Source organism: Actinoallomurus sp. NPDC050550 (assembly GCF_040655075.1).
Taxonomy (GTDB): Bacteria; Actinomycetota; Actinomycetes; order Streptosporangiales; family Streptosporangiaceae; genus Actinoallomurus.
Genome location: NZ_JBFAJC010000004.1, coordinates 192,449 through 218,885 on the forward strand (window position 1 = coordinate 192,449; position 26,437 = coordinate 218,885).

20 protein-coding genes are annotated in these 26,437 nt (G+C 68.8%); 11 read left to right on the forward strand and 9 right to left on the reverse strand.

Going from position 1 to position 26,437, the window contains the following annotated elements:
- Positions 1-32 precede the first annotated feature (32 nt).
- The 6 genes from AB0I04_RS07280 to AB0I04_RS07305 all read left to right on the forward strand — a co-directional run bounded on the left by AB0I04_RS07280 (position 33) and on the right by AB0I04_RS07305 (position 7,448).
- Entirely contained in the window at positions 33-2,570 is a 2,538-nt protein-coding gene (locus tag AB0I04_RS07280) for an ATP-binding protein (protein ID WP_360880513.1), read from the forward strand.
- Positions 2,571-2,653: 83 nt separating this feature from the next.
- Entirely contained in the window at positions 2,654-4,954 is a 2,301-nt protein-coding gene (locus AB0I04_RS07285) for a type IV secretion system protein (RefSeq protein ID WP_360880516.1), read from the forward strand.
- Between the two features lie 7 nt (positions 4,955-4,961).
- Positions 4,962-5,591: a hypothetical protein gene (locus tag AB0I04_RS07290; RefSeq protein WP_360880518.1), complete on the forward strand. Its 630-nt coding sequence runs from the start codon at positions 4,962-4,964 to the stop codon at positions 5,589-5,591.
- A 10-nt stretch (positions 5,592-5,601) separates the two neighbouring features.
- On the forward strand, positions 5,602-6,741 hold the full coding sequence (locus AB0I04_RS07295; protein WP_360880521.1) for an NlpC/P60 family protein: 1,140 nt from the start codon (positions 5,602-5,604) through the stop codon (positions 6,739-6,741).
- An 18-nt stretch (positions 6,742-6,759) separates the two neighbouring features.
- Positions 6,760-7,152 carry a (deoxy)nucleoside triphosphate pyrophosphohydrolase gene (locus tag AB0I04_RS07300; protein WP_360880524.1) on the forward strand — a complete coding sequence of 131 codons (393 nt, stop codon included), beginning with the start codon at positions 6,760-6,762 and terminating at the stop codon, positions 7,150-7,152.
- Complete coding sequence (locus tag AB0I04_RS07305) at positions 7,149-7,448, forward strand: MTH1187 family thiamine-binding protein (RefSeq protein WP_360880527.1); 300 nt, start codon at positions 7,149-7,151, stop codon at positions 7,446-7,448. The genes AB0I04_RS07300 and AB0I04_RS07305 overlap by 4 nt, the downstream gene beginning before the upstream one ends.
- Here AB0I04_RS07305 and AB0I04_RS07310 read toward each other — a convergent pair.
- On the reverse strand, positions 7,443-9,341 hold the full coding sequence (locus tag AB0I04_RS07310) for a serine/threonine-protein kinase (RefSeq protein ID WP_360880530.1): 1,899 nt from the start codon (positions 9,339-9,341) through the stop codon (positions 7,443-7,445). The two genes, AB0I04_RS07305 and AB0I04_RS07310, sit on opposite strands and share 6 nt — an antisense overlap.
- A gap of 310 nt (positions 9,342-9,651) precedes the next feature.
- On the opposite strand from AB0I04_RS07310, the gene typA reads away from it, so the two are divergent.
- On the forward strand, positions 9,652-11,508 hold the full coding sequence (gene typA / locus AB0I04_RS07315; protein ID WP_360880533.1) for a translational GTPase TypA: 1,857 nt from the start codon (positions 9,652-9,654) through the stop codon (positions 11,506-11,508).
- 43 nt (positions 11,509-11,551) lie between these two features.
- On the opposite strand, the gene AB0I04_RS07320 is transcribed toward typA, so the two are convergent.
- From AB0I04_RS07320 to AB0I04_RS07345, 6 genes are all read right to left on the reverse strand, one after another.
- Positions 11,552-12,784 (reverse strand): response regulator receiver protein, encoded by a 1,233-nt coding sequence (locus AB0I04_RS07320; protein WP_360880536.1) that lies wholly within the window; start codon positions 12,782-12,784, stop codon positions 11,552-11,554.
- Complete coding sequence (locus AB0I04_RS07325; protein ID WP_360880539.1) at positions 12,781-15,153, reverse strand: serine/threonine-protein kinase; 2,373 nt, start codon at positions 15,151-15,153, stop codon at positions 12,781-12,783. The genes AB0I04_RS07320 and AB0I04_RS07325 overlap by 4 nt, the downstream gene beginning before the upstream one ends.
- A gap of 70 nt (positions 15,154-15,223) precedes the next feature.
- Positions 15,224-15,796 (reverse strand): DUF4282 domain-containing protein, encoded by a 573-nt coding sequence (locus AB0I04_RS07330; RefSeq protein WP_360880542.1) that lies wholly within the window; start codon positions 15,794-15,796, stop codon positions 15,224-15,226.
- A 207-nt stretch (positions 15,797-16,003) separates the two neighbouring features.
- Positions 16,004-16,774 carry a succinate dehydrogenase/fumarate reductase iron-sulfur subunit gene (locus AB0I04_RS07335; RefSeq protein ID WP_360880545.1) on the reverse strand — a complete coding sequence of 257 codons (771 nt, stop codon included), beginning with the start codon at positions 16,772-16,774 and terminating at the stop codon, positions 16,004-16,006.
- Between the two features lies 1 nt (position 16,775).
- A complete protein-coding gene (locus AB0I04_RS07340; protein ID WP_360880548.1) occupies positions 16,776-18,686 on the reverse strand; it encodes a fumarate reductase/succinate dehydrogenase flavoprotein subunit in 1,911 nt (636 codons plus the stop codon).
- A gap of 12 nt (positions 18,687-18,698) precedes the next feature.
- The gene (locus AB0I04_RS07345; protein WP_360880551.1) at positions 18,699-19,529 is read right to left on the reverse strand and encodes a hypothetical protein; all 831 of its coding nucleotides are present in this window, start codon (positions 19,527-19,529) and stop codon (positions 18,699-18,701) included.
- Positions 19,530-19,792: 263 nt separating this feature from the next.
- On the opposite strand from AB0I04_RS07345, the gene AB0I04_RS07350 reads away from it, so the two are divergent.
- On the forward strand, positions 19,793-20,371 hold the full coding sequence (locus AB0I04_RS07350) for a hypothetical protein (RefSeq protein ID WP_360880554.1): 579 nt from the start codon (positions 19,793-19,795) through the stop codon (positions 20,369-20,371).
- A gap of 84 nt (positions 20,372-20,455) precedes the next feature.
- Here AB0I04_RS07350 and AB0I04_RS07355 read toward each other — a convergent pair whose 3' ends face one another.
- Positions 20,456-21,382: a LysR substrate-binding domain-containing protein gene (locus AB0I04_RS07355; RefSeq protein ID WP_360880557.1), complete on the reverse strand. Its 927-nt coding sequence runs from the start codon at positions 21,380-21,382 to the stop codon at positions 20,456-20,458.
- Between the two features lie 88 nt (positions 21,383-21,470).
- Between AB0I04_RS07355 and AB0I04_RS07360 the strand changes: the two genes are divergently transcribed.
- From AB0I04_RS07360 to AB0I04_RS07370, 3 genes are read left to right on the forward strand one after another with little or no spacing between them, the layout of a single operon-like run.
- Positions 21,471-22,211 carry a succinate dehydrogenase cytochrome b subunit gene (locus AB0I04_RS07360; RefSeq protein WP_360880560.1) on the forward strand — a complete coding sequence of 247 codons (741 nt, stop codon included), beginning with the start codon at positions 21,471-21,473 and terminating at the stop codon, positions 22,209-22,211.
- Positions 22,212-22,213: 2 nt separating this feature from the next.
- Positions 22,214-24,148, forward strand: coding sequence for a fumarate reductase/succinate dehydrogenase flavoprotein subunit (locus tag AB0I04_RS07365; protein WP_360880563.1), 1,935 nt, complete (start codon positions 22,214-22,216; stop codon positions 24,146-24,148).
- Positions 24,148-24,888: a succinate dehydrogenase/fumarate reductase iron-sulfur subunit gene (locus AB0I04_RS07370; RefSeq protein ID WP_360880566.1), complete on the forward strand. Its 741-nt coding sequence runs from the start codon at positions 24,148-24,150 to the stop codon at positions 24,886-24,888. Before AB0I04_RS07365 ends, AB0I04_RS07370 begins: the two co-directional genes overlap by 1 nt.
- 70 nt (positions 24,889-24,958) lie before the next feature.
- Here the strand turns inward: AB0I04_RS07370 and AB0I04_RS07375 are convergent, their stop codons facing one another.
- A complete protein-coding gene (locus AB0I04_RS07375; protein WP_360880569.1) occupies positions 24,959-26,335 on the reverse strand; it encodes a hypothetical protein in 1,377 nt (458 codons plus the stop codon).
- Positions 26,336-26,437: the final 102 nt, after the last annotated feature.

Genomic DNA, 26,437 nt, shown 5'->3' on the forward strand with positions numbered 1-26,437 from the left:
TCAGCGTGTTCAGTGAGGACGGGGAGTTACCGATGAGCAGGGCATCCAAGGCCCGCAGCCGGCTGGCCGTGCGGTATTTCGACGACCGGATCCTCCTCACCGACAACGCCGCCTGGGCATATTTCCGGTTGCCCACGGTCTCGTACGAGTTCACGACGAACGAAGAGCGTGAGGCGCTCGCCACCAACATCACCATCGCGATGGCCGGCATCCGCATGCAGGACGCCGAGATCCACCTGCGGATCGCGCACCGCACCTACCCGGCGGCGGAATGGGCGCTGGCCCTCGACGAGACCTCCGACGGCGGTTCCGGGTGGCGCGAGTACCTCGAGGAGATGTACGCCCACGTCTGGTCCAAGGACTTCTGGACCAAGGAGGTCTACCTCGGCGTACGCCTCGGCCAGCGCGGGGTCGGCGCCCAGCTGTCCGGCGGGGCTTTCAAGCAGCTCTTCGGGCTCTACAAGCGCAGCGAGGAGGTCCTCGGCCTGCACGACGACGCGATCCCGGAGAAGGAGATCACGCGCTGGACCGAACAGGCCGAGCGGCTCGGCCGTTCCCTCGGCGGCAGCGCCCTCTACGCCAGGCACGCCTCGTCCACCGAGCTCGCCTGGCTGTTCCAGCACGCGGCGACCGGCGCCCTGACCGACCCGCCGCCCTCGGCCACCCCCCGCCGCACCTGGGGCGCCGGCGAGATCGAGAGCCTCGTCGAGGGCACGATCGTCAACGGCCGCTCGAACCTCCGCATGGAGCAGCCGAGCGGATCGTCCCACGTCGCGTACCTGTCCTTCGCGCGCTTCCCCGACCTGATGCCGTTCCCGGACGGCGAGCCGTGGATGCACTTCGCCGACGCGCTGCCCTTCCCGGTCGAGGTGTCGGCACGGATGAAGCTCGTCCCGCCGGCGAAGGCGTCCAAGGACGTCTCCCGCAAGCTCGCCCACGCCCGGGACATGGACCAGCACATCCGGGAGGCCGGAGCGGAGGCCCCCATCGCGCTGGCGGAGCAGATCGACGCGGCGCGCATGCTCGAGCACGGCATCACCAAGGAGCGCCTGCCGTTCGTGTACGGCTGGCACCGGCTCATCGTCTCCGCACCGACCGAGGAGCTCCTGCAGCAGCGCGTCGACGCGGTCGTCGAGCACTACCGAGACCTCGGCATCGACATCGTCTGCTCGACCGGCGACCAGTTCTCGCTGTTCTGCGAGTCGCTGCCCGGCGATCGGATCCGCGTCAACGCCTATGCCCAGCGGCAGCCGCTCCGGACGATCGCGGGCGGCATGCCCACGGCGACCGTCGACCTGGGGGACCGGCGAGACGACACCGCCTCCGGCTGGGTCGGGCCGTACATCGGCGAGACCCTCGGCCGCGCCCGTTCCATCGTGCACTTCGACCCCCTCGTCGCCGCTGCGCGCAACCGCCCCACCGCCGTCGCCATCACCGGCGAGCCCGGTGGTGGAAAGACGACACTCGCGCTCCTGCTGCTGTACCAGATGGCCCTGCGCGGGGTGACGATCGCGGCGATCGACCCGAAGGGCGACGCCGAGTCCCTGGTCGAGCTCCTGCGCCGGCGCGGACGCCGCGCTCGCGTGCTGCCGTTGGGCTCCGCGGCGCCCGGCCTGCTCGACCCGTTCAGCTTCGGCGACGACCTCGCGGCCAAGAAGACCATGGCCACCGAGACGCTTCGGCTGCTCCTCCCGCGCATGTCCGAAGAGCGAGAGTCCGCCATGATCCAGGCGGTCGGCGCGGTCGCGAACCAGCCGCAGCCGTCTCTCGGCAAGGTCGTCGACTACCTCGACGCCTCCGAGGACCCCGCGTCGAAGAACCTGGGCGCCGTCCTGCGATCCATGTCGGAGATGCGCCTCGCCCGGCTCTGCTTCGACCCGTCCGGCGGCGAGCGGATCGACACGGCCGGCTGGACGACCGTCTTCACCCTCGGCGGCCTCACCCTGCCGGACGTCGCGATCAACCGTGAGGACTACTCCTACGAGCAGCGGCTCTCCGTCGCCCTGATGTACCTCGTGTCGCAGTTCGCCCGCCGCCTGATGCACGGCCTGGACCGCCACCTCCCGAAGACCATCTTCCTCGACGAGGCGTGGGCGATCACCCAGACGCCCGAGGGCGCCAAGCTCATCCCCGAGGTCTCCCGGATGGGCCGCTCCCGCAACACCGCCCTGATCCTCGTCTCGCAGAACGCCGGCGACCTGCTGAACGAACAGGTGACCAACTGCCTCTCGTCCGTCTACTCGTTCCGCTCGACGGAGCGCAACGAGGTCGGCAACGTCATGGCCCTCCTCGGCGTCGAGAACTCCGACGAACACCGCGCCGTGCTCCGCAACCTCGGCAACGGCGAGTGCATCTTCCGCGACCTCGACGGCCGCGCCGGCCGCATCGGCGTGGACCTCATCTCCGAGGAACTGCTCCGCTGGCTCGACACCAACCCGACACGCTCCAAGCCCGGTGAAACCGGTGCGCAGGAGCTGTCCGACGCGCATAGTGGGAACGAGCGACCAACTCGTCCCTCCACCGCCCCCCGCGACCCCGCCACAGAGGTCACCCAGGAGGTCCCCCGATGAGGGTGCCAGGCATCCGCCGCCGACGAACAGCGGCAACCGCCCGACCACGGGGGAAGCGCCGGTCGCTTCTCGTCCTCATCCTGATGGCCCTGCTGGTCCTCAGCCCCCTGGGCATCGCCAGCGCCGATCCCATCCCCACAGCGCCAGGCTCCAACCCGAACGACGTTTGCGCGCCCGCCGATCACCCGGCCCCAGAGCAGTACGGTTCGGGAATAGATGGGATGGTCGAGCCTCCGGACTATCCGAGTAACCAGCTGAAGGCGACGGCAAAGAAATCACCGGAGCAGCTGACCTACTACGACCGGTACGGAACGCGCGGTCAGTCATGGCATGCCGTGGATATGGGCTGTTCCGACATGCCCGCCATGATCGGGAACAACATCGCGAATACTGTCTTCGTCTTCGCGCAGGCGATCGATCGGACGACCATCACCATCTATCAGGCGGCGGCCTCTGAATCGCTCCTTGGGTGGCTGAAGAAGACGGTCGATGGCGTCATCCGCGGAATGGGGAACACATTCGGCGCCAAATACTGGTCGTGGGTCGTCATCCTTGGCGCTCTGTGGCTGGCCTGGTGGGGGTTGATTCGCAGGAGGGCCAGCCGGGTAGCGGAAGGCACCATCTGGATGGTGCTGGCGATGGTCGCTCTCATTTGGTTGATCGGCAGACCCGGCGACTTCACGACATTGGGAACGAAGGTCTCGAACGGGGCGACTGCGGCCTTCAATGCCGCTCTCCCGCAGAGCGATGCCAACAGCGCCACGTGCATTCCTCAGAACGGGAAGGGAAAACCGCAGCAACCGGCGTCGAACGATGCGGCGACTCGGAATGCCAACGGCCTATGGGTGACGCTCGTCTGTAAACCATGGCTGATGGGCGAGTTCGGCTCCGATGACCCGCAGGCTAAGATTGTTCAGGACAATGCGGCTAACCTCCTGGCTTCTCAAGCTGTCGATCTTCATGAGAGTGTCAGCGGGCAGAAGCCGGATCTCGGCAAAAAATCCGACGCTTATAAAGCAGTCACGAAGAACATCAAGGATAATTATCCTGGCGCGTACTCCCTCTTCCAGGGGAAGGACTGGACGTCGCGTCTCGCTGTCGGATTCGGAGCGCTGCTCGCGGCCCTGGTCGCCGGGTTGCTCGTCCTGGTCGTCTCGGTCATGCTGATAATTTTGAAGATCTCGTTCCTGCTGCTCCTTGTCGCGGGACCGATCTTCCTGGGTATCGGCATCCATCCCGGCATCGGCCGGGTCATCGCGGTGCGCTGGTTCGAGTTGCTCCTGTCAACGTTGCTGAAGCAGGCCGCCTTGATCGGAGTGTTGGCGCTCCTGCTGTGGTGCTACGGGCTGGTCATGGCCGAGAGTCTGCCGTGGGGCCTGCAGATTCTGCTCATCTCGCTGGTCACACTGGCCGCCTTCGTCTATCGGAAACCGTTCCAGCACCTGTTCGCCGCGGTCGGCTACTCCGCCATCGGTTCCCGTAAAGGCGAGCAGCACGTTGAGGAGGCGATCCGGGAGACGCGGAAGCGGACCACCGCGGTCGCGACCGCGGCCGTTCCCGGAGCGGCGGGCTACCGGCTCGGTCGCTGGGGGAAGCGTGATACCGGCAACCTTGCGGGCGCACCCGCGCTCAGAGGCGACGAATCGGCCGACTTCGACACGGCGGGTCGTGAGGTGGTCGGTGCGTCCGACCGCCGTGGGCGCGCCACACAACTCGCCGCGAAGGCCGCTGGTGCGGCGCGAGGCAGTGCTCCTCCGCTGAACCTGTCCCCGCGTGCCCAAGCCGCCGCATCACCGCCGGTCGGAAGGGCGAACGGCGGCAGCCTGTGGGGCTCGCGTCCGTCCGGGGCAGCCCGTCCGCCGGCTCCGCGCCCGCCGGCGGATTCACCGGCGCGCGAGGAGCGCCGACCGAGCGCCGCCGCCGGAGGTGGGGGTTCGCGTCCGCCTGCGGCGCCCAGCGGCCCGAGCCGGGCTGCTGCCGGGAAGACCGGCGCGGACCAGGGGTCTGGTACCCGCACACCACCTCGCAGACCCGCTGGCGGAGGCGAGAGCGGCCGCGGCAGGCCCGGCGGCGGCGGGAACGACGGCGCGGTGAGTGGCGGTGCTGGTGGAGGCCGGAGCTGGTTCGGTGGCGGATCCGGCGGCCGTACGACTCCGCGACGAGACTCCGGTGGTTCGGGGGAGCGGCAGCAGAATCCGCCGGCGCGCGGAGCAGCGTCCGGAGCGAGGCCTGGCCCTGCGCCCGCGGCCAATCGGCGTGAGGAGAGCCCTTCCGAGCGGAAGGCGCCGCCGCCACTGTGGTCGGGAAGGTCTCGGGACGACGGCCCGGCCATGCCGTTCTGGTTGCGCCCGGTGAAGCGCGAAGACGGGGACGACGAACGATGAGGGGCCGATGGATCTGACTGATCGCCAGCGCAAGTTCCTGTTCGCCGCGCTGGTGGTGCTCCTTGTCGCGGCCGGAGTGGTCCTGACGCTCGGCACCGGAAGCGGTAAGCACAAGGGCTCGGCACGGCGGGGCGGGGCGACCTCGTCCCCGTCGCCGTCCGTGCCGTCGGCGACCGCGCCCGGAGTGACCGGTCCTCCGCCGAGCGGTGGTTCGTACGACATTTATTCACTTCTGCCGTTCACGCAGAAGGACTTCAGCGCGGCGGCGGACCTGGCCCGTCGCTTCACCATCGCGTACGGCACGTATCGGTACGACGAACAGCCAGGCGCCTTTATCGGGCGGATGCAGGGCATGGTGACCGCCGATCTCTCGGCGCAACTGCAGCGTGACTCGTCGGCGCCGGGCGTCCTCGATCAGCGGAAGCAGGACAAGGAGGTCTCGACCTCCGACGCGCATCTGGACTCTCTCCGGGACATGGAGAAAGACCAGTTCATCTTCCTGGTCACCGGAACGCAGCACATCAACAAGGGAGGAAGCTCCAGCGACAGCAGTCAGCAGTACGCCGTCACGGTGACGAGGTCTGGTGGGGGCTGGGTCGTTTTCGCCTTCCAGCCGGCCAATGTAGGGGACAAGTGAAGGGAAAGAGATGAGGCTTCGCCGGCACTCGCAGCTCGGCGTCGGCTTGGGGGGACGGAGTGGTAGCCGTCGTATTGTCTCTCTTCATCATTTCACGCGATCGGATCGGGGTGCGGTCCGCCTGCCGATCATCATCGCCGGAGGCGCTGCGGCTCTGTTCTTCATGAGCCTGGTGTCCATTCCTCTGTTTTTCGGAGCCAACAACCTCTACCAGAGTGCCGGTGGCGGCGGAAACTGCACGGACACCTCCGGTGCGGCGTCACAGCCGCAGCAGTCCAGTGACGCCAACGGGATCCCGTCCAACTACTTGGCGCTCTACAAGAAGGCGGGTCAGCAGTACGGCATCCCCTGGAACGTGCTCGCCGGAATCGGATGGGTGGAGACCCATCACGGCCAGCTCAAGGCGCCCGGTGTCCTCAGCGGCGAGAATTCCATGCACGCGGGTGGCCCCATGCAGTTCATTCCGGGTACGTGGGCGGAGTTCGGAGTCGACGGCAACGGCGACGGCAAGAAGGACCGTTATGATCCGGCGGATGCCATTCCCGCCGCCGCTCGGTATCTGAAGCACAACGGTGCGCCGGATCGTATGCGCACGGCCATCTTCATGTACAACCACTTGGTGTCCTACGTCAACAACGTGCTGTCCATGGCGAAGAAATACGCTTCAGGCAGTTTCGACGTGGTCCAAGCCAACGGCCCGAACTGTACCGATATGAACGGTGCCCCGGTCGCCCCGAGCGCGGTGGCCGCGACGGTGATCGCCTTCGCCAAGGCACAATTGGGTAAACCCTATGTCTACGGCGCGACCGGACCGAACAGCTTCGACTGTTCCGGACTGACGCTGTCCGCGTACAAGAGCGCCGGCGTCACCATCCCCCGGCTTTCGGATGATCAGTATTGGTGGGGGGCGTCGGTGCCCCGAGGACAGGAGCAGCCGGGCGATCTCGTCTACTTCGAGTACCTGCCGGGGCATACCGGTCCGGGGCATGTCGGTATCGTCTACAACCCTCAGAAAGGCATCATGATCGTCGCGCCGCATACCGGCGACGTCGTCAAGCTCCAGAACTACAAGACCTATCCCGGTGGCGCCGTCGGCTTCACTCGTCCCACGGCTCACAACGGCCATAACGGCCCGACCAAGAGGCTCTGAGTGCACGGTGAGCGGCGGATGCCGCGTCTCGTGGTGGGAGCGGCGATCATTCACCGGGGCCGGCTTCTGGCGGCGCGCCGCGCCGAGCCGCCGGAACTGGCCGGTGGATGGGAGTTTCCGGGCGGGAAGCTCGAGACTGGAGAGACCGAGCAGGACGCTCTCGTCCGGGAATGCCGTGAAGAGCTGGGGATCGACGTGGTGGTCGGCGAGCGGGTCGGTGAAGACTGTCCCCTTCACAACGGAATGGTGATGCGGGTCTGGACCGCCTCGCTCGTGCGCGGCGAGCCCGAGGCTCGCGAGCATTCCGAGCTTCGGTGGCTGAGCGAGGCCGAGCTGTTCGACGTACCCTGGCTGCCGGCCGACCTGCCCGTGGTCGAGGCCGTGCGCAGACACCTGAAGGAATCTGGATGATCGTCGCCTTTTCGATCACCCCGCTCGGGGTGGGTGAGTCCGTCGGAGAGTACGTCGCCGAAGCGGTCCGGGTCGTCCGGGAGAGCGGACTGCCCAACCGGACCGACGCCATGTTCACCAGCGTCGAGGGCGAGTGGGACGAGGTGATGGACGTGGTGAAGCGCGCCGTCGACGCGGTCGCCGCCCGCAGTCCAAGGGTCAGCCTCGTCCTGAAAGCGGACATCCGGGAGGGAGTCGTCGACGGCCTGACCACGAAGGTCGAAGCGGTCGAACGGCACTTGGGTGAGACCTCATGAAGGTGAAGGCGCCGGCTCCGCGGACGACGTGCGGATGAGCGCCAGAATCTCGGGCCGAACGAGGTCGGAGATCCTGGCGTAGGGAACCGTGATCACCGTCTCGAGGCACGAGTAGGCATATCCCAGCATCGGCGGCGTGACGTCGAACTCGATCCCGTCTCGGGTGGGCATCAGGTCCAGCACGCGCTTGTCCTTGTCATCATCATCGACGGTGGCGGCACTGAGATGGCTCGGATCGACCTTCGGGTCCCCATTGCACAGCGCGCCACCGGGTGCGGCCTTGTCGATCCGCCCTTCGAGATCTTTCAGCCCGGACTTGTTGAAGACGGCGTCGCGGAGGATGTCCCGAGCCTTCAACCGTTGCCCGGTGACCAGGTCGACCACGACGGCTCGCGTGGTGGTCAGGTCGAAAGGGGTGAGAGGCGCATCGTGGGGGAGGAAGGCGTACCGGGCGGACATCAGCCGGGGGCCCCGCATGCCCAGCTCCACCTTCGTCGTCACCGTCGGATGGCCGGAGGTCGGGACGCTGGATTCACGAGCGATCTCGTATCTCTTCAGCTCCTGATCGAGAGGGAGCCGCAGGGCCTGGTTGACCGCCTGCTCGATGGCCGGGTCCCGCAGTCCGCCGACGTGGACGTATCTGCCTTCGACCGTCATCGCCGGGTGCGTGTACGTCCGCTCCATGGAGGCGTAAGAGATGGTGAACGGCTTCCGAACGGCCACCGGCGCGGGGCGCTTCTCATGGTGCTTGCCTTGATGCAGCAGAGCAGCGGTGCTGGCGATGCCCACGATGATCGCCCCGACGGCGCCGACGCCGACCTTGGTGCCGGTCTTGCCGAGCAGAGTCCTGCCCACCGTACGACCGGCGGTTCCGCCCGCCCCGCCGGCGCCTCCCGCACTCGTGGTTCCGCCCGCGCCCGCACCGGTTCCCGTCCCCGCCGCGCCTGCTCCGCTCCCCGCTCCCGCACCTCCGCCACCCGCGCCGATGCCGCCTGGGGTGGTGCCGCCTGGGGTGGTGCCGAGAAGGAGGGCGAAGGGCAACAGCGCGGCCAGGCCCGCGACGGCCTCGGCGAGGCGCCTCCAGCCGTTGCGCTCCCAGTCCGGGCCGTACGCCTCCCTGGCCGCGGCCTCCAGCTCGGCCACGAACTCGAGCGCTCCCGGTGGCCGATCGGCCGGGTCCTTCGCCATGCCGCGCATGACGAGCGGCCGCACCGGCTCGGGGAGGTCGTCGAGGGGAGGCGGTGCGGTCACGTGCTGACGCCGTAGCGCCGCCTGATCACCGTCGTACGGCCGATGGCCCGTGACGCACTCGAAGAAGACGCAGGTCGCCGCGTAGACATCGGTCGCGGGACCGGCCGGCCCGCCTTCCCACTGCTCCGGTGACATGTAGGACGGCGTGCCGGCCGGTCGGCCGGATTCCCCCGACCACACGGCGATCCCGAAGTCGGCGACCTTGCTCTGGCCGTTCTGCCCGACCAGGACGTTCGCGGGCTTGTAGTCGCGGTGCACGACCGAGGCGGCATGGGCCGCGGCGAGCCCGAGCAGAGAACCCCTGAGCACCGACAGGGCCGCCTCCGGCCCCGCCGGGCCGTGGACGTCCAGCACCGCCCGGAGGGATGCGCCGTCGACGGCCTCCATGACGATCGCCGCCTGGGCCTCTCCCTCGACGTACTCGTACAACCGGGTCACGTGGGGGCTGTCCAGCATCGCCAGGACGCGTGCCTCGTCCCGGAACCGGGTCAGGAAGGCCTCGCCGCCAAGCCGGTCGGTGTCCAGGTATTTGATGGCGACGATGGTGCCGGAATGGTCATGGCGGGCCAGTACGACCCGTCCGAAGCCACCGGAGCCGAGTTCGCCCAGTGCGGTGTAGCCCGGCACCGTCCACTGGCTCACGTACGCTCCTCGCTCTCGCGGATGGCCCATCATGCGGCGCGACGGCAGCGGCGTGCAAGATCAACAGGGTGGGACGCCTCGGTGAATGCTCCGGCCAGGATCGAGGCGTCCCACCCATGATTCGACGCGAGACCCAGTGCTCCGGTTGCCATCGCGGCCGAACGGATCAAAAGATGTGCGCTCGCGCAGCGTCCGTGTCCTCGTACGGGCCGGACGGCGGCGCGATCGGGGGCCTCGGCGGGCCAAGTAGAATGAGATTGCCGCGCGGATCCCGCGGCGACTCCCACACCACGAAGCGAGACCCGCACGCATGCCCATCGCCACTCGGGACGATCTCCGTAACGTTGCGATCGTCGCCCACGTCGACCACGGCAAGACAACGCTCGTTGACGCCATGCTCTGGCAGTCCGGCGCGTTCCGTGAGAACCAGGACGTCGATGAGCGGGTCATGGATTCCAATGACCTCGAACGCGAGAAGGGCATCACCATTCTCGCGAAGAACACCGCCGTGCTGCACGGTGGCATGACGATCAACATCATCGACACCCCGGGCCACGCCGACTTCGGCGGCGAGGTCGAACGCGGCCTGTCGATGGTCGACGGTGTGGTCCTTCTCGTCGACGCCTCCGAGGGACCGCTGCCGCAGACCCGATTCGTCCTGCGCAAGGCCCTCGCGGCCAAGCTGCCGGTCATCCTCGTGGTCAACAAGGTCGACCGACCGGACGCCCGCATCTCCGAAGTGGTCGACGAGACGTACGAGCTGTTCATGGACCTCGACGCGTCCGAGGACCAGATCGACTTCCCGATCGTGTACGCCTCCGCGAAGGCCGGGCGGGCCAGCCTCAACAAGCCGGAGGACGGCGGCCTGCCGGACGCCGAGGACCTCGAGCCGCTGTTCCAGGTCATCCGGGAGACGATCCCCGCGCCGTCGTACGAGCCGAGCACGCCGCTGCAGGCGCACGTGACCAACCTCGACGCCAGCTCCTACCTCGGCCGTATCGCGCTGTGCCGGGTGCACGCCGGGACGATCAAGAAGGGCCAGCAGGTCGCCTGGTGCAAGCACGACGGCACCATCGAGCGCGTCAAGATCACCGAGCTGCTCATGACGGAGGCGCTAGAGCGCAAGGCGGCCGAGCAGGCCGGTCCGGGCGACATCATCGCCATCGCCGGCATCCCGGACATCATGATCGGTGACACGCTCGCGGACCCGGACGACCCGCGGCCGCTCCCGTTCATCACGGTCGACGAGCCGGCCATCTCGATGACCCTCGGCACGAACACCGGCCCGCTGGCGGGCCGCGAGAAGGGCACCAAGGTCACCGCCCGGCTGGTCAAGGACCGGCTCGACCGCGAGCTCATCGGCAACGTCTCCATCCGCGTGCTGGCGACCGACCGTCCGGACTCCTGGGAGGTCCAGGGCCGCGGCGAGCTCGCGCTGGCCATCCTGGTCGAGACCATGCGCCGGGAGGGGTACGAGCTCACGATCGGCAAGCCGCGGGTCGTCACCAGGGAGATCGACGGAAAGCTGCACGAACCCGTCGAGCACCTGACCGTCGACGCCCCGGAGGAGTACCTCGGCGCGATCACCCAGCTGCTCGCCGTCCGCAAGGGCCGAATGGAGCAGATGACCAACCACGGCACCGGCTGGATCCGGATGGAGTTCATCGTCCCGGCCCGCGGCCTGATCGGATTCCGCACCGAGTTCCTCACCGAGACCCGGGGCACGGGCATCGCGCACCAGGTCTTCGAGGGCTACGAGCCCTGGTTCGGCGAGCTGCGCACCCGCCCGACCGGCTCGCTCGTCTCCGACCGCACCGGTGCCGCCACCGCCTACGCCATGTTCAACCTGCAGGAGCGCGGTTCTCTCTTCGTCGAGCCCGGCACCGAGGTGTACGAAGGCATGATCGTCGGTGAGAACTCCCGCGCCGACGACATGGACGTCAACATCACCAAGGAGAAGCAGAAGACGAACATCCGGTCCTCGACGGCGGAGACGTTCGAGCGGCTCACCCCGCCGCGCGTCCTCAGCCTGGAGGCCGCACTGGAGTTCGTCGCCGACGACGAGTGCGTCGAGCTCACCCCGGGCGCGATCCGCCTGCGCAAGGTCATCCTCGACTCGAAGGAACGCGAGCGCACCCGCGCCCGCGCCAAGCGCGGCCAGGCCTGAGCCGTACGGCGAGTGACCGAGTGGCCGGACGACGTCTACCCGGTCACTTGCCGAGTTCGCGACGGCGTTCGTTCTGCTGCCGACTCGACCGCTGACGCTGTGCCACGGGCAGACGCTGCGTCCCCGGTTCGATCCGCCAGCGTACGTCGGCGTTGATGCCCGCCTCGGCCAGACGCCGGCGCGCCTCGTCGAACGACGCGCACCACTGCTCCTCCCGCTCGACGTCGAGACGACGCTGCTCGTCGCTCTCCGCCGGTTCGGTGCGCAGCAACGCCATCCGCACCTGCAGCGCGTCGTCGACGCGGACCTTGACGGCGTGCTGCGGCCAGTCGCCTCGCGTGAGCACCGCGTCGCCGTCCTGAGCGGTGAGCGTCTCGAATCCGTCGCCGACCTCGTAGCCCAGTTCGCCGAACGCTTCGCGCAGTACCGTGGCGACGTACTCCTGCTCGGCCTGCCGCTGAACGTCCTCGACGAGACGAACGGCCTCGGCACGCAGCTCCTCGTCGAAGAGACGCACGCCGTCCGCGACCTCGCGGAGTCGGACTCGTACGTCTTCTGCGGCCGGATGCGCCTCCAGCTCTCGGAGGAACCGCAGCGCGGCGGCCCTGCCGTCACGGCGCTCACGAGCCCGTTCGTTGGCCTCCTGGATACGAATACGGACCTCGGTGAGCCGTCCTTCGGCCTCTGACGCGGTGGACGCGCTCGCGGAGTGTTCCGCGGCCTCGGTAACGGCCCGCCGATCCTCATCGGTGGCGTCCGGCGCAAGTCGTTTGAGGAGACGGGTGAGGTCTGCCGGGGACGCCGTGGGAAGAGGGGCGGCCGTCGACCGGCCGTCCGCCGGTTTCGCCCGGATCGACGTCGAGACGGCGTCGAAGATCCGCCCGGTGGCCGCTTCGGCGATCGCCTCCGCCAGCGACTCCTCAGCCACCGCGATCCGTGCGTCGGCCTCGGTGATCCATGCGGCGAGCTCATCGGCGGACCGGCCAGAGAACTCCACGGGAACAGGGAGCTCGACGGCCACGCCGTGACGGCGAGCCGCCTGTGCCAGCGAGGCGATCCGGGCGGTCCGGTCCAGTGCCTCGCCCACCGCCTTCTCCAGCTCCTGCGCCTCCTGCAGTTCTTGCGCCCGCGCTTCGGCACGCCCCTCCGCGAGAGCGGCGAGCGCGCCTGCCCCGGCCGCCGCCAGGCCGGCCGCACCCCCCATCACCCGCACGAGCCCGAGAGACGCGATCACCGCCGCGTCCAGGGCGATGTCCGCCTCGACACCGCTGCTCACAGTCGTCCTCCTACAGCCTGTTCCCGAGCCCGTTCATGTGCCTGTCGCCAGCGCTGCATGCGTACCCCCACCATGACGACGTGCCCGAGCGGCACCAGCACCAGCACCGCCAGCCAGAGCAGCCACGAGACGGAGACCAGCGCGGGGATCAGAACGAGAAGCATGAGGAGAGGTAGGACGCAGAGCAGAACCGCGAGTCCGCAGCCGCGGTTGCCGGTTCTCCGGCTCCTCTGCGACACCGCCTGAGAAGCACCGGACAATACCCGGCTCGTCGAGCCGAAGATTTTTGCCAGCCCTGACCACGGCCCGGAGGCGGTGTAGTCGGCACCCAGCTTTGACGCGAGAAAGACTTCGGATCCAGCATCGACGGCCCAGGCAATGGCACCGATCAGGAGAAATGGCGCAGTGAAGGCGGAGGTGTCGACTGCCTGGCTGCCCCGCTCCGAAGATGCGAGCCGGACGATGCTCAAGATCACCCAGCTACCGCCGATCCAGAGGACGGCCAGCGGGAGGGTCCACAGGACGGCGCGGATCATGGCCGCCCGGCGTCCGGACAACCGGTGCCGTTCGCGTTCCTCCCAGCGCCGATGGCCCTCGGCGGCTCGTTGTTCCGACTCGTATCTCTGGCGAGCTGCGGCCTCGACCTCCAGTACCGCATCGGGGGCCGCCCGGACCAGTGCGAACATCCGGAGGGGATCGTCACCCGTCTGATCGGAGAGCCAGGAGAACCAGGGGACTGGTTCACGTACCGATTCGCGGGCCCGACCGGCCGCCGTGACCAGTGACTCCTGCGCCTGGTCGGGCCGACCGGCGAGGGCGAGCAGGGTGGCCAGCACGACCGGAGGCTCGTCCAGGCCCCTCGCCCCGGCGTCGGGAAGGCGGCCGGCCGATCGGGGGAGCTGGGAACGCAACCACTCGGCCTGCCGGTTCCAGGACGTCACCAGTCCCTGCCAGCGATGGTCGATGGTGGTCAGTTCATCGGTCCCGGCGAAGCCGGCCAGGACGGGGAGCAGCCGATGCTCCCACAGGGCGCGGGCCACGCTCGCCGCCGTGCGGTGGTCCGGGTGGTGCTGGTCGTCGACGATGGCCGCGAGGACCGGGAGGTCGTCGAGGAGCAGGCGCAGCCCGAGGAAGTGGGGTTCGAGGGTGGGATCCAGCCAGCGCAGTAGGTACAGCAGCTTGACGTCGGGCGAGTGGTCGCCGGTCAGGTGCTCGTCGATGAGGCGGATGCGGCCTTCCGGATCGTCGTCGAAGCCGTTCAGCCAGCCGCGGAGCGCCTGCCAGGCCTCGCTCGGACCGACGGGGGTGTACATCGTCCCGAAGAAGTAGCGTGCCGCGGACTCCCAATCGGCGAGCAACGCGCGCGCCGACTCGCCGCGGTCGGTGTACGTCCGGCCGCCGAAGGCCAGTGCACCCGCGGAGGTGCCCGCGGTGAGCGGCGACGCGCCGGGCGGCGTCGGCGTGGCCACCGCGGGGCTCGCCCCGTCGAGCCACTGCCTGACCTCTTCGCCACCCCATCGCCGACGTGGGTCCCGGGTCAGCAGGCCCTGACAGAGCAGGCGCATCCGCGGATCGGCGATGTCGTCGCAGTCGATGGTGCGGGTCGCGAGATGGTCGACGACTGCCGTCTCGCTCATGCCCGCGAACGGGGTGCGGCCGGTCAGCAGCTCGCGCGCGATGATGCCGAGCGACCACCAGTCGCGGGCGGGGGAGACCTGGCCGGACAGCGACTCCGGTGCGGCGTACGCGAGAGTGCGTGACGAGGACGCGAACACGACGCTCTGCTCGATCACTCGGCTCAGGCCGAAGTCGGTGATGGCGAGACGGAGAGGAGTGGTCCCGCGAACCAGGACGTTCTCCGGCTTCAGGTCGCGGTGCACGATCCCGGCCGCGTGCAGCCGGTCCAGCCCGGCCGCGAGCTGTGCGACGACCTCGGCGACGAGGGCCGGAGGGAGTTGGGCGCCGAGTACCCGCAGGTTGCCCGCCGGGACGTACTCGATGACCTCGTAGTCGCGGCCCTCCGCGTGCCCGGTCTCGATGATGTGCACGACATTCGGGGAGTCGAGCGTCGGCAGTTCCCGCCACACCGAACGGTCGGCCGTGAAGCCCCGCCGGAAGATCTTGACGACGAGCTCCGTGCCCGCAGCGTCGCGGACGTGCAGCAGGTCGGATTCGGCCCCCTGAGCGGGGAGCTCGCCGAGGACGGTGAAGCGGTCGGCGAGGTCGGCGGGAAGCCGGACGAGCGACGGGCCGGGCGCGCCGCCGTCACGACGGGTGAGGCCGGCCGGGTCGCGCTGGGACGGAACGGTGTCCCGGCGCGTCTCGAACCCCTCGCGCCGCGTCTCGGACGGCCCTTCGATGTCCGCCACTACCCGTTCCTCGCCCCGTCAGTAGGTGCCTCCGAGAGCCTAACGCCCTCGCCACGGCGGGCCACAGCGCTCAGCGCGGATTCCCTTGTTCGCGTATCGCCTTCAGGTGTTCAGTGATCTTGAACTGGTTGATCACGAACTCCATGGAGACGCGAAGGACGAGCACGTTGAAGAGCCAGGTCAGTGGCGCGGCGAAACTGACCATGATCCCCAGCAATGCGTTCCACTGGAGGATCGAGTAGCCGTACCACAGGATGACCAGGGCGAAGAGACTGATCAACAGTACGAAGATCACATAGATCACACGGGCCAGCTTGACCGTGATCATGTGGTCGAAGTTCATGTCGAAGATCGAGCCGAAGAAACCCTTGCCGCTGGGGCGGGGTGGATAGCCCTGAGGGCCCTGGGGAGGAGGACTGTAGCCGGGCGGCGGGCCCTGCCAGGGGCCGGCCGGAGGCGGGGGCTGGTTGGGGGGTGGTGCGTATGCGCCGTACGGTGGCTGTCCGTCGGGGGGCGGCTGAGGAGGGCCTTGGTGCGGTTGAGGATCGCCCTGGTAAGGCTGGGGGTCGCCCTGGCGCGGGGGTGGGGGGCGGTGCCCGGGATCGTCGGGGGCGTTGGACATCTCGGTCTCCTCGGCTTCCACCTGTCAAAGGCTAGAGCGCGGAGGGTCTCAGTTCACATGACCAGGCCGTGCTGATCCCGTTTGTCCGTTTCATTCGGTCTATCAACGGCCGACCCTCGTACGCCACCCGGCCGGAAGACGGCCACCTTGCGGCACCACGCTCTCCGGGTTCCGCCGGATACGGCCGCGCCCCGGCCGATGGGCCGGGGCGCGGTGAGGACCGGTCGGTCAGGCCTTGGGGGTTTCCTTGGTGCGCTTTACGACGCCGATCTTGGAGCCGAGCCAGACCAGGGGGTCGTAGCGGCGGCCCACGACGCGCTCCTTCATGGGGATGAGCGCGTTATCGGTGATCTTGATGTGCTCGGGGCAGACCTCGGTGCAGCACTTGGTGATGTTGCAGTAGCCGAGCCCGAAGTCGTCCTGCGCGATCTGCCGGCGGTCGGCGACGTCGGCCGGGTGCATCTCCAGCTCCGCGACCCGCATGAGGAAGCGCGGGCCGGAGAAGTGCTCCTTGTTCTCCTCGTGGTCGCGGATGACGTGGCAGGTGTTGTTGCACAGGAAGCATTCGATGCACTTGCGGAACTCCTGCGAGCGCTCGACGTCCACCTGCTGCATCCGGAACTCGCCGGGCTCGACCTCGCCGCCGTCGAAGGCGGGGATCTCGCGGGCCTTCTCGTAGTTGTACGAGACGTCGGTGACCAGGTCGCGGATGACCGGGAAGGTGCGCATCGGCGTGACCGTGACGGTCTCGTCCTCGGTGAACGTCGACATCCGCGTCATGCACAGCAGCCGCGGCCGGCCGTTGATCTCCGCGGAACAGGAGCCGCACTTGCCGGCCTTGCAGTTCCAGCGGACGGCCAGGTCGGGCGCCTCGGTGGCCTGCAGCCGGTGGATGACGTCGAGGACGACCTCGCCCTCGTTGACCTCGACGGTGTAGTCCTTGAGCTCGCCCTCGCCGGCGTCGCCGCGCCAGACTCGGAACTTCGCCTTGTAGCCCATCTCAGTTCTTCTCCTCAGCGGGGAGCTCGCTCTCGGTCAGGTACTTCTTCAGCTCGTCGAGTTCGAAGAGCGAGAGGAGGTCCTCACGCATCGGCTCCATGTCCTGGTGCTTGAGCTCGACGACACCGTCGGTGAGGCGGCACACGAGGTTGAGCTTGCGCCAGTCGGCGGACATCTTCGGGTAGTCGTCGCGGGTGTGGCCGCCGCGGCTCTCCTGGCGTTCGAGGGCGGCGCGGGCGACGCACTCCGAGACGATCAGCATGTTGCGCAGGTCGAGGGCGAGGTGCCAGCCGGGGTGGTAGGCGGGGCCCTGGCCTTCCCGCACGACCGCACCGGCCGAGGGGGCGACCGCGACGTTGGCCACGCGCTCGCGGAGCTTGCCGAGTGCCTCGATGGCCTGCTCGAGCTCCTCCTCGCGGCGGATGATGCCGACGAGGTCGTTCATGGTCTGCTGGAGCTCCTGGTGGACCGCGTAGGGGTTCTCCCCGGCCTCGCGCTCGTACGGCTCCAGGGCCTCGGCGATCGCGGCCTCGACCTCGGACTCGGGCACCGACACGGTGGTCTCGGAGGCGTACTCGGAGGCGCCCAGGCCGGCCCGGCGTCCGAAGACGAGCAGGTCGGACAGGGAGTTGCCGCCGAGGCGGTTGGACCCGTGCATGCCGCCGGAGACCTCGCCGGCCGCGAACAGGCCGGGTATGAGCGCGGCGCCGGTGTCGGGGTCGACCTCGACGCCGCCCATGACGTAGTGGCAGGTCGGCCCGACCTCCATGGGCTCGGCCGTGATGTCGACGTCGGCCAGCTCCTTGAACTGGTGGTGCATCGACGGCAGCCGCTTGATGATCTGTTCGGGCTTGAGCCGGGAGGCGATGTCGAGGAAGACGCCGCCGTGCGGGGATCCGCGGCCGGCCTTCACCTCGGAGTTGATCGCGCGGGCGACCTCGTCACGGGGCAGCAGCTCGGGCGGGCGCCGGTTGTTGTCCGGGTCCTCGTACCAGCGGTCGCCCTCTTCCTCCGACGTCGCGTACTTGTCCTTGAAGACGTCGGGGATGTACTCGAACATGAACCGCTTGCCGTCGGAGTTCTTCAGCACGCCGCCGTCGCCGCGTACGGACTCGGTGACGAGGATGCCCTTGACCGACGGCGGCCAGACCATGCCGGTCGGGTGAAACTGCACGAACTCCATGTTGATCAGCGATGCCCCGGCGAGGAGCGCGAGAGCGTGGCCGTCCCCGGTGTACTCCCAGGAGTTGGAGGTCACCTTGAAGGACTTGCCGATGCCGCCGGTGGCCAGCACCACGGCGGGGGCTTCGAAGACCACGAACTTGCCGGTCTCGCGGATGTAGCCGAACGCGCCGCAGATCTTGCCCTGCTCGTCCTTGAGGAGCCGGGTGATGGTGGTCTCGGCGAAGACCTTGAGCCGGGCGTCGTAGTCGCCGAGCTCCCGGTGGTCCTCCTGCTGGAGGGCGACGATCTTCTGCTGGCAGGTGCGGATCAGCTCCAGGCCGGTGCGGTCGCCGACGTGCGCCAGACGGGGGTACTCGTGCCCGCCGAAGTTGCGCTGGCTGATCTTGCCTTCCTTGGTGCGGTCGAACAGCGCGCCCCAGGCCTCCAGCTCCCAGATGCGGTCGGGGGCCTCCTTGGCGTGCAGCTCGGCCATGCGCCAGTTGTTGAGGAACTTCCCGCCGCGCATGGTGTCGCGGTAGTGGACCTGCCAGTTGTCGTTCGGGTTGGCGTTGCCCATGGCCGCGGCCGCGCCGCCCTCGGCCATGACCGTGTGGGCCTTGCCGAACAGCGACTTGGAGATGATCGCGGTCTTCTTGCCCTGCAGCCGCGCCTCGATCGCGGCGCGCAGTCCGGCGCCGCCGGCGCCGATGACGACGACGTCGTACTGCAGCCTCTCGATGTCAGTCACTTGTGGTCGTCCTTAGTTGAAGATCCGCAGGTCGGAGAATGATCCGTGCGCCACGAGCGCGACGTACGCGTCGGCCAGCGCGAGCGTGCCGAGCGTGATCAGGGCGAACTGCCCGTGCCGGGTGTTCAGCCTGCTGATCTGCGTCCAGAGCCAGTAGCGGACGGGGTGCTTGGAGAAGTTCTTCAGGCGCCCGCCCATGACGTGCCGGCAGGAGTGGCAGGACAGCGTGTAGGCCCACAGCAGGATCACATTGACCCACAGGATGATGGTGCCGAGCCCGATGCCGAAGCCGCCGTCCTTGCCGTGGAAGGCGTTGATGGCGTCCCAGGTGTTGACGATGGAGATCAGCGCGGCGATCACCCAGAAGTAACGGTGGGCGTTCTGCAGGATGAGCGGGAGGCGCGTCTCGCCGGAGTAGGCGCCCGGGGTCTTGCGGGCCGGGCTCTTGTCCGGGACCGCGCACGCCGACGGCGTGAGCCAGAACGCCCGGTAGTACGACTTGCGGTAGTAATAGCAGGTCAGCCGGAACCCGAGCAGGAACGGCAGCGAGATCAAGGCGTACGGGATGAAGAACGGCAGGTGGGCAGGGACGAACCTGCCGAAGTCCGCGGCACCCGCCGGGCACGCCTTGCTGACGCACGGCGAGTAGAACGGCGTCAGGTAGTGGTACTTCTCGACCCAAAAGCTGCTGCCCATCATCGAGCGTACGGTCGCGTAGATCACCCAGGCCGTGAACACGATGAACGTGGTCAGCGGGCTGGTCCAGTAGCGATCCGTTCGTAGGGTGCGCGCCGGGATCTGGGCCCGATCCTTGGCCGGCGCGTCAACCGTCGTCTGCGTCATCCGGAGTCTCCATCGAAGGCACATCGCCTGGGAGGGCCGCTTATACTCCAGCCTCTCCTCTGCGGGCGCACTACGTTATTAGGGAGTTGTCACGAGCAAGATACGAGGCGCGAACACGCAATGTGAAACTGCCCACTTACCAGTGAGTAACAGGGCAAATAATGCGCCTAATGTGCCGTAAATCGACATATGCGAATTATGGTATCTAATGAGTGCTTGCTGCGCTAGTGTCCGGTTGTGACTCGCGAGGCTAGGATCGTCACATGGGACAGCGGTCACGCGGGACGACGGGTCGGCGCACACGGTCGAGCTTCGGCCAGGGCGCGTACGTCGTGCGCTACGCGTGGTGGAGCCCGCTCGTCCCTGCCCTCGTGGGCGCGGCCCTCGTCGCCGGATTCCTGATCGTCGAGCTGCGGCGTCCGGGGAACGAGCGCTGGCGACCGGCCGTCCATCCGGGCGTCGACGACTGGATCAACTTCGTGGCCCGCTGCCTGATGCCGCTCGCCGGTATCGCCCTCTTCGTGCTCGCGGCCGTCTACCTGCGCCGTGTCGTACGGGGCCGGGTGGCGTTCGCCATCGCGCGCGACGGCGTCTACTGGTGCCCCTCCGGGAACCGTGCCAAGGGCGAGTGGTTCTCGTGGGACGACGTCGCGGCGATCGAGTTCCACGCGGCCGAAGGCGGCTCCACCGGCCATGGCGCTGTGGCGCTGCTCGGGTACGCGCCGCCGGACGAGGATCTCCCACGCCTGGTCTCCACCCGCCTCGGCGGCTGGCGGATCGGCCGGCGTCGGCTGGTCCGGGCGCTTCGCGAGTTCGCCCCGCACGTCGAAGTGCTCAGATGACGCGCGTGCGGAACGATCCGTTGGTCGAGATGACGAGCGTCGGGACGAGCCGTTGATCGAGATGGTGAGCGTACGGACGGGCCGTTAGTCGAGCCGCTGGACGCCCGGCGGCAGCGCGTCGCCGGCCTCGGCGTCGCGCAGGAAGCCGAGCAGCGTCTCGCGGAACGCCCGCGCGGCGTGCGTCGGGTCGACGTCCTTGCGGTGGGCCAGCGCGATCGTGCGCTGCAGCCCGGGCGGGGCCAGCGGAGTGCCGACGAGGCCGGGCCGTCCGGCGAGGACCATCGACGGCACGACGGCCGCGCCGAGGCCGGCCTCGACGAACCGCAGCACCGCGTCCATCTCCCCGCCCTCGACGGCGAACCGCGGCTCGAACCCCGCCTGCCGGCAGGCCGCCTGCGTCGCCTCCCGCAGGTCGTACCCGCGGCGGAACATCACCAGCGGCCGCGACCGCAGGTCCTCGATCCGCAGCCGGGACCGCTTCGGCGCGTCCGCGTGCGACGACACGACGACGAGCTCCTCGCGCAGGATCGGCGTCGTCTCCAGGGCCGGGTCCGTGCTCTGCAGCGGCAGGATGATCAGCGCCAGGTCGAGCTGCCCGCGCGCGAGGTCCCGTACGAGGTCGCGGGAACCGCCCTCCTCGACGCGCAGCTCGATCCCGGGGTAGCGGGTGCGGAAGCGCATCAGCGCGTCGGCGAGCAGCCCGGCGAACAGCGACGGGGTCGCGCCCAGCCGCACCCGTCCGCGCCGCAGCCCCGTCAGGTCCTGCACCTCGCGGCGGGCCGTCTCGACGTCGGCGAGGATGCGCCGTGCGAGCGGCAGCAGCGCCTCGCCGGCCGGGGTCAGCGTGATGTTGCCGCGGGCCCGGCTGAACAGGGGGGCGCCCAGCTCCGCTTCCAGGGTCCTGATCTGCTTGGACAGGGACGGCTGTGCGACGCGCAGAGTTTCCGCCGCTTGTGTGAAGTGCCTCACCTCGGCCACCGCGACGAAGTACGAAAGCTGCTGTAGCTGCACGCTTCATAGCCTACGGCTATGGAAACGAGCGTCATCATGTCTTGGACCGCACGATCGAATCGGACATACCTTCCGCCATGTGTCGTCCGTGACTCGATCCACGCCGGTGGCCACCCGCTCCCGCCCGAAGGCCCCGACGCCCGCGGCCGGTCCGCTGAAGCGGTACCGCTCGTCCGTCGGCAAGAAGGCCGTCATGGCGGTGACCGGCGCCGTCCTCGTCCTGTTCCTCATCGCCCACGCGATCGGCAACCTCAAGGTCTTCCTGGGCCGCCAGGACTTCGACCACTACTCCCACTGGCTGCGCACGATCGGCGAGCCCGCGATCCCGCACCGCGTCTTCCTGACCGTTCTGGAAGCGGTCCTCGTCGTCGCCGTGATCCTGCACATGTGGGCGGCGGTCTCCCTCGCCCGCCAGGCGCGCCGGGCCCGCCCCGTCCGGTACGCCGCGCGGCCGAAGGCGCATGAGAACCGCTACGCCACGCACGTCATGCGGTACGGCGGGATCGTCATCCTGCTGTTCGTCATCTGGCACCTGCTGGACCTGACCTTCGGCGCCGTCAACCCGAAGGGCGGGAACGCCGAGGCGTACGACAAGGTCGTCGCGGACTTCGACCCCTCCCGCTGGTACATATCGCTCTTCTACGTCGTCGCCGTCATCCTGGTCGGCCTCCACCTGCGCCACGGCCTGTTCAGCGCCGTGCAGACGCTGGGCTGGGGCCGCCAGGGCCGGTACCCCGCCGTCCGCCTGGCCGCCGACGTCGTCGCGGCGCTGCTGGTGATCGGCTTCGTGTCCGTTCCCGTCATGGTCACGATCGGAGTGGTGAAGTAGCCATGAGCGAACTGTTCACCGAAGGCACCTCGATCGAGGACGACAGGGCGCCCGCCGGCCCGATCGAGGAGCGCTGGGACAAGCGTCGCTTCGGCGGCAGGCTGGTCAACCCGGCCAACCGCCGGAAGATGTCGGTCATCGTGGTGGGCACCGGCCTGGCGGGCGGCTCGGCCGCCGCGACGCTCGGCGAGCTGGGCTACCACGTCAAGTCGTTCTGCTACCAGGACAGCCCCCGGCGCGCGCACAGCATCGCCGCGCAGGGCGGCATCAACGCGGCCAAGAACTACCGCAACGACGGCGACAGCATCCAGCGCCTCTTCTACGACACGGTCAAGGGCGGCGACTACCGCTCCCGCGAGTCGAACGTCTACCGCCTCGCCCAGGTCAGCGTCGAGATCATCGACCAGTGCGTGGCGCAGGGCGTACCGTTCGCCCGCGACTACGGCGGCCTGCTGGACACCCGGTCGTTCGGCGGCGTGCAGGTCTCCCGGACGTTCTATGCCCGGGGCCAGACGGGCCAGCAGCTGCTGCTCGGCGCGTACCAGGCCCTCGAGCGGCAGGTCGCGGCCGGCACCGTGGAGATGTTCGCCCGGCACGAGATGCTCGAGCTGATCATGGTCGACGGCGTGGCCCGCGGCATCATCGCCCGCGACATGGTCACCGGCGAGATCGAGACGCACACCGCCGACGCGGTCGTGCTGGCCTCCGGCGGGTACGGCAACGTCTTCTTCCTGTCGACCAACGCCAAGGGCTGCAACGTCACCGCCACGTGGCGGGCGCACCGCAAGGGCGCGCTGTTCGCCAACCCCTGCTACACGCAGATCCACCCGACCTGCATCCCGCAGAGCGGCGAGCACCAGTCGAAGCTGACCCTGATGTCGGAGTCGCTGCGCAATGACGGTCGGGTCTGGGTCCCGGTGAAGAAGGACGACACCCGCAAGCCGGCCGACATCCCCGAGGACGAGCGCGACTACTACCTCGAGCGCATCTACCCGGCCTTCGGCAACCTGGTGCCGCGCGACATCGCCTCCCGCGCCGCCAAGAACGTCTGCGACGAGGGCCGCGGCGTCGGCCCCGGCGGCCTGGGCGTCTACCTGGACTTCGCCGACGCGATCGCGCGGCTGGGCCGGGACGCCGTCGCCGCGAAGTACGGCAACCTCTTCGAGATGTACGAGCGCATCACCGGCGAGGACCCGTTCGAGGTGCCGATGCGCATCTACCCGGCGGTGCACTACACGATGGGCGGGCTGTGGGTCGACTACGACCTGCAGTCGACCATCCCGGGCCTGTTCGTGATCGGTGAGGCGAACTTCTCCGACCACGGCGCGAACCGCCTCGGCGCGTCCGCGCTGATGCAGGGCCTGGCCGACGGCTACTTCGTGCTGCCGAACACCATCAGCGACTACCTCGCCAAGGGCCCGCTCGAAAAGATCGGCGACGACCACGAGGCCGTCGTCGAGGCCCGCGACTCGGTGCGGGACCGCATCGAGAAGCTGCTGTCCATCGACGGCGACCGTACGCCCGACTCCTTCCACCGCGAGCTCGGCGCGGTCATGTGGGAGTACTGCGGGATGGAGCGGACCGACGCCGGCCTGCGCAAGGCCATCGACCGGATCCGCGAGCTCCGGCAGGAGTTCTGGACCCGCGTCAAGGTCCCCGGCGAGAACGAGGAGCTCAACCAGAACCTGGAGAAGGCCGGCCGCATCGCCGACTTCTTCGAGCTGGCCGAGCTGATGTGCATCGACGCCCTGCACCGCGAGGAGTCCTGCGGCGGCCACTTCCGCGCCGAGTCGCAGACCCCCGACGGCGAGGCGCTCCGCGACGACGAGAGGTTCGCCTACGTGGCGGCGTGGGAGTACACGGGCCACGCGCCCGTCCTCCACAAGGAGAACCTCGAGTACGAGTACGTCAAGATGACCCAGAGGTCGTACAAGTAATGAAGCTCACGCTGAAGATCTGGCGGCAGAAGAACGCCGCCGACGAGGGCCGGATGGCCTCGTACGAGCTCGACGGCGTCTCGCCGGACATGTCGTTCCTGGAGATGCTCGACGTCCTCAACGAGCGACTGATCCTGGACGGCGAGGACCCGGTCGCGTTCGACCACGACTGCCGTGAGGGCATCTGCGGCATGTGCTCGCTGGTGATCGACGGCACGCCGCACGGCCCGGAGAAGGCGACGACCACCTGCCAGCTCCACATGCGGAAGTTCAGGGACGGCGACGCCATCACGATCGAGCCGTGGCGGGCGCGGGCGTTCCCGGTCATCAAGGACCTGGTGGTGGACCGGTCGGCGTTCGACCGGATCATCCAGGCCGGCGGCTACATCAGCGCCCCGACCGGCTCGGCGCCCGAGGCCGCGGCCCTCCCGGTGCCGAAGGAGGACGCGAACGACGCGTTCGACGCCGCGACGTGCATCGGCTGCGGTGCGTGCGTGGCGGCCTGCCCGAACGCCTCCGCGATGCTGTTCACCGCGGCGAAGATCACCCACCTGGGCCTGGTGCCGCAGGGCCAGCCGGAGCGGTACGACCGCGTCACCGCGATGGTGGACCAGATGGACGCCGAGGGCTTCGGCGGCTGCACGAACACCGGCGAGTGCACCGCGGTCTGCCCGAAGGGCATCCCGTTCGAGACGATCTCCCGTCTCAACGCCGACCTGCTCAAGGCCGTCCGCGGCTGAGCGGGCGGCGACCCGGACTTCACGGCCCGGGCGGAAGGTACGTCCCCCCTTCCGCTCGGGCCGTGGACATTCAGCCGACCGCGAGCTGCGTGACCGACGGCCCCGGCAGGGTGAGGCTGATCTGCCCGGACTGGACGGGCAGCGAGCCGAGCGACGCGGGCGTGGCGTAGGAGACCGAACCGCCGTCCTTCTGGAGGCCGGTGGCCGTGGTGCCGCCGTCGACTCCGATGACGGCCTGCCGGCTCGTCGCGCCCTTGTTCACGATCACGATCACCTTGGGGTTCGCCGACGCGTACACCTCGACGTCCGGGAGGGTCGTCGACGAGGAGACCAAGCTGGTGCCGAAGTGCTTCAGCGCGGTGCCCTGCTGGCCGGTGAAGAAGCCCATGCCGCTGTAGATCGGCATTCGCTCGTCCAGGCCGGCGCCGTTCTGGGCGTACGACGGCCGGTCCGCGTTCGCCCGGTCGTACAGCAGGCCGAGGTCGCCGTTCTTGTCGGCGAACGCCATGCCGGTCCCGCCGGCGTCGACCACGTGGCCGAAGGCGCTGGCGGCCCACCAGATGGCGGCGTTGCGGTACTGCACGGGCTCGGTGCCGATGTTCCCGCAGCTGCTCGGCGCGGTGTGCACACTCCAGTCGGAGTTCATCTCACCGACCTCGACGCCGATCGACGACGCCCGGCTCGGGACCGTCGCCTGGATCATGCCACGGAGGCGGGTGATGTCGTTCTCCCACTCGACGGTGTTCGCCAGCAACCGGTCGTCGCAGAGGAACGTGTCGCCGCCCATGCCGTACTTGTGGAAGTCGACGAAGTCCGCCCGTGAGCCACTGCCGTCCAGGAAGGTCTGGAGGAAGTCCCAGTTCGGGTAGGCCGTGGCGGGTCCACCGATCGTGATGGTCGGGTCGACGGCCTTCATCGCGTCGTAGGCGGCGTTGAACTTCGCGGAGTAGTCCGCCGCGTCCATCTTGGCCCCGTCGGGCTCGTTGCCGAGGATCCAGCGGGTGACCGTGTTCGGCGCGCCGCCCGTGTTGAAGTGGCGGACGAGCCCGGCGGCGTCGACGGGGTCCAGGGGCGCGATCACGACCGGCGCCGCGCCGAGATCCTTGATCGAGGACACCCACTCGTCGCCGGTCGGCCCACGGTCGGCGCCGTCACCACCGGCCACGATCTTGCTGGTGGTGTCGCCGGGGACGCTGTAGACGAGCTGCATGCGCGCCAGGCCGTACCGGCCACCGCCGAGCATGGCCCGCTGGGTCGCGTCGTTGGTGATGTAGTTCCCGTAGCCGTACCCGGAGATGTCGATGCCGAAGGCCTCCGGCGGCACGGAGCGGACCGCCTGGCCGAAGGCGACGGTGACGTTGGCCGTCGCGGCGTCGGCGGGGCCGGCGGCGGACAGCAGGGCGGCGGTGACCGCACCGGCGGACAGCAGGGCTCTGAGCGTTCTCATGTGTGGACCGGCTCCGGCAGGGAAATGATCTTGAGTGATGCGGGTGGATGATCCACTCCGCGCGGTGATCCTCGCACTCACGGATGCCCTCCGACAGGGACC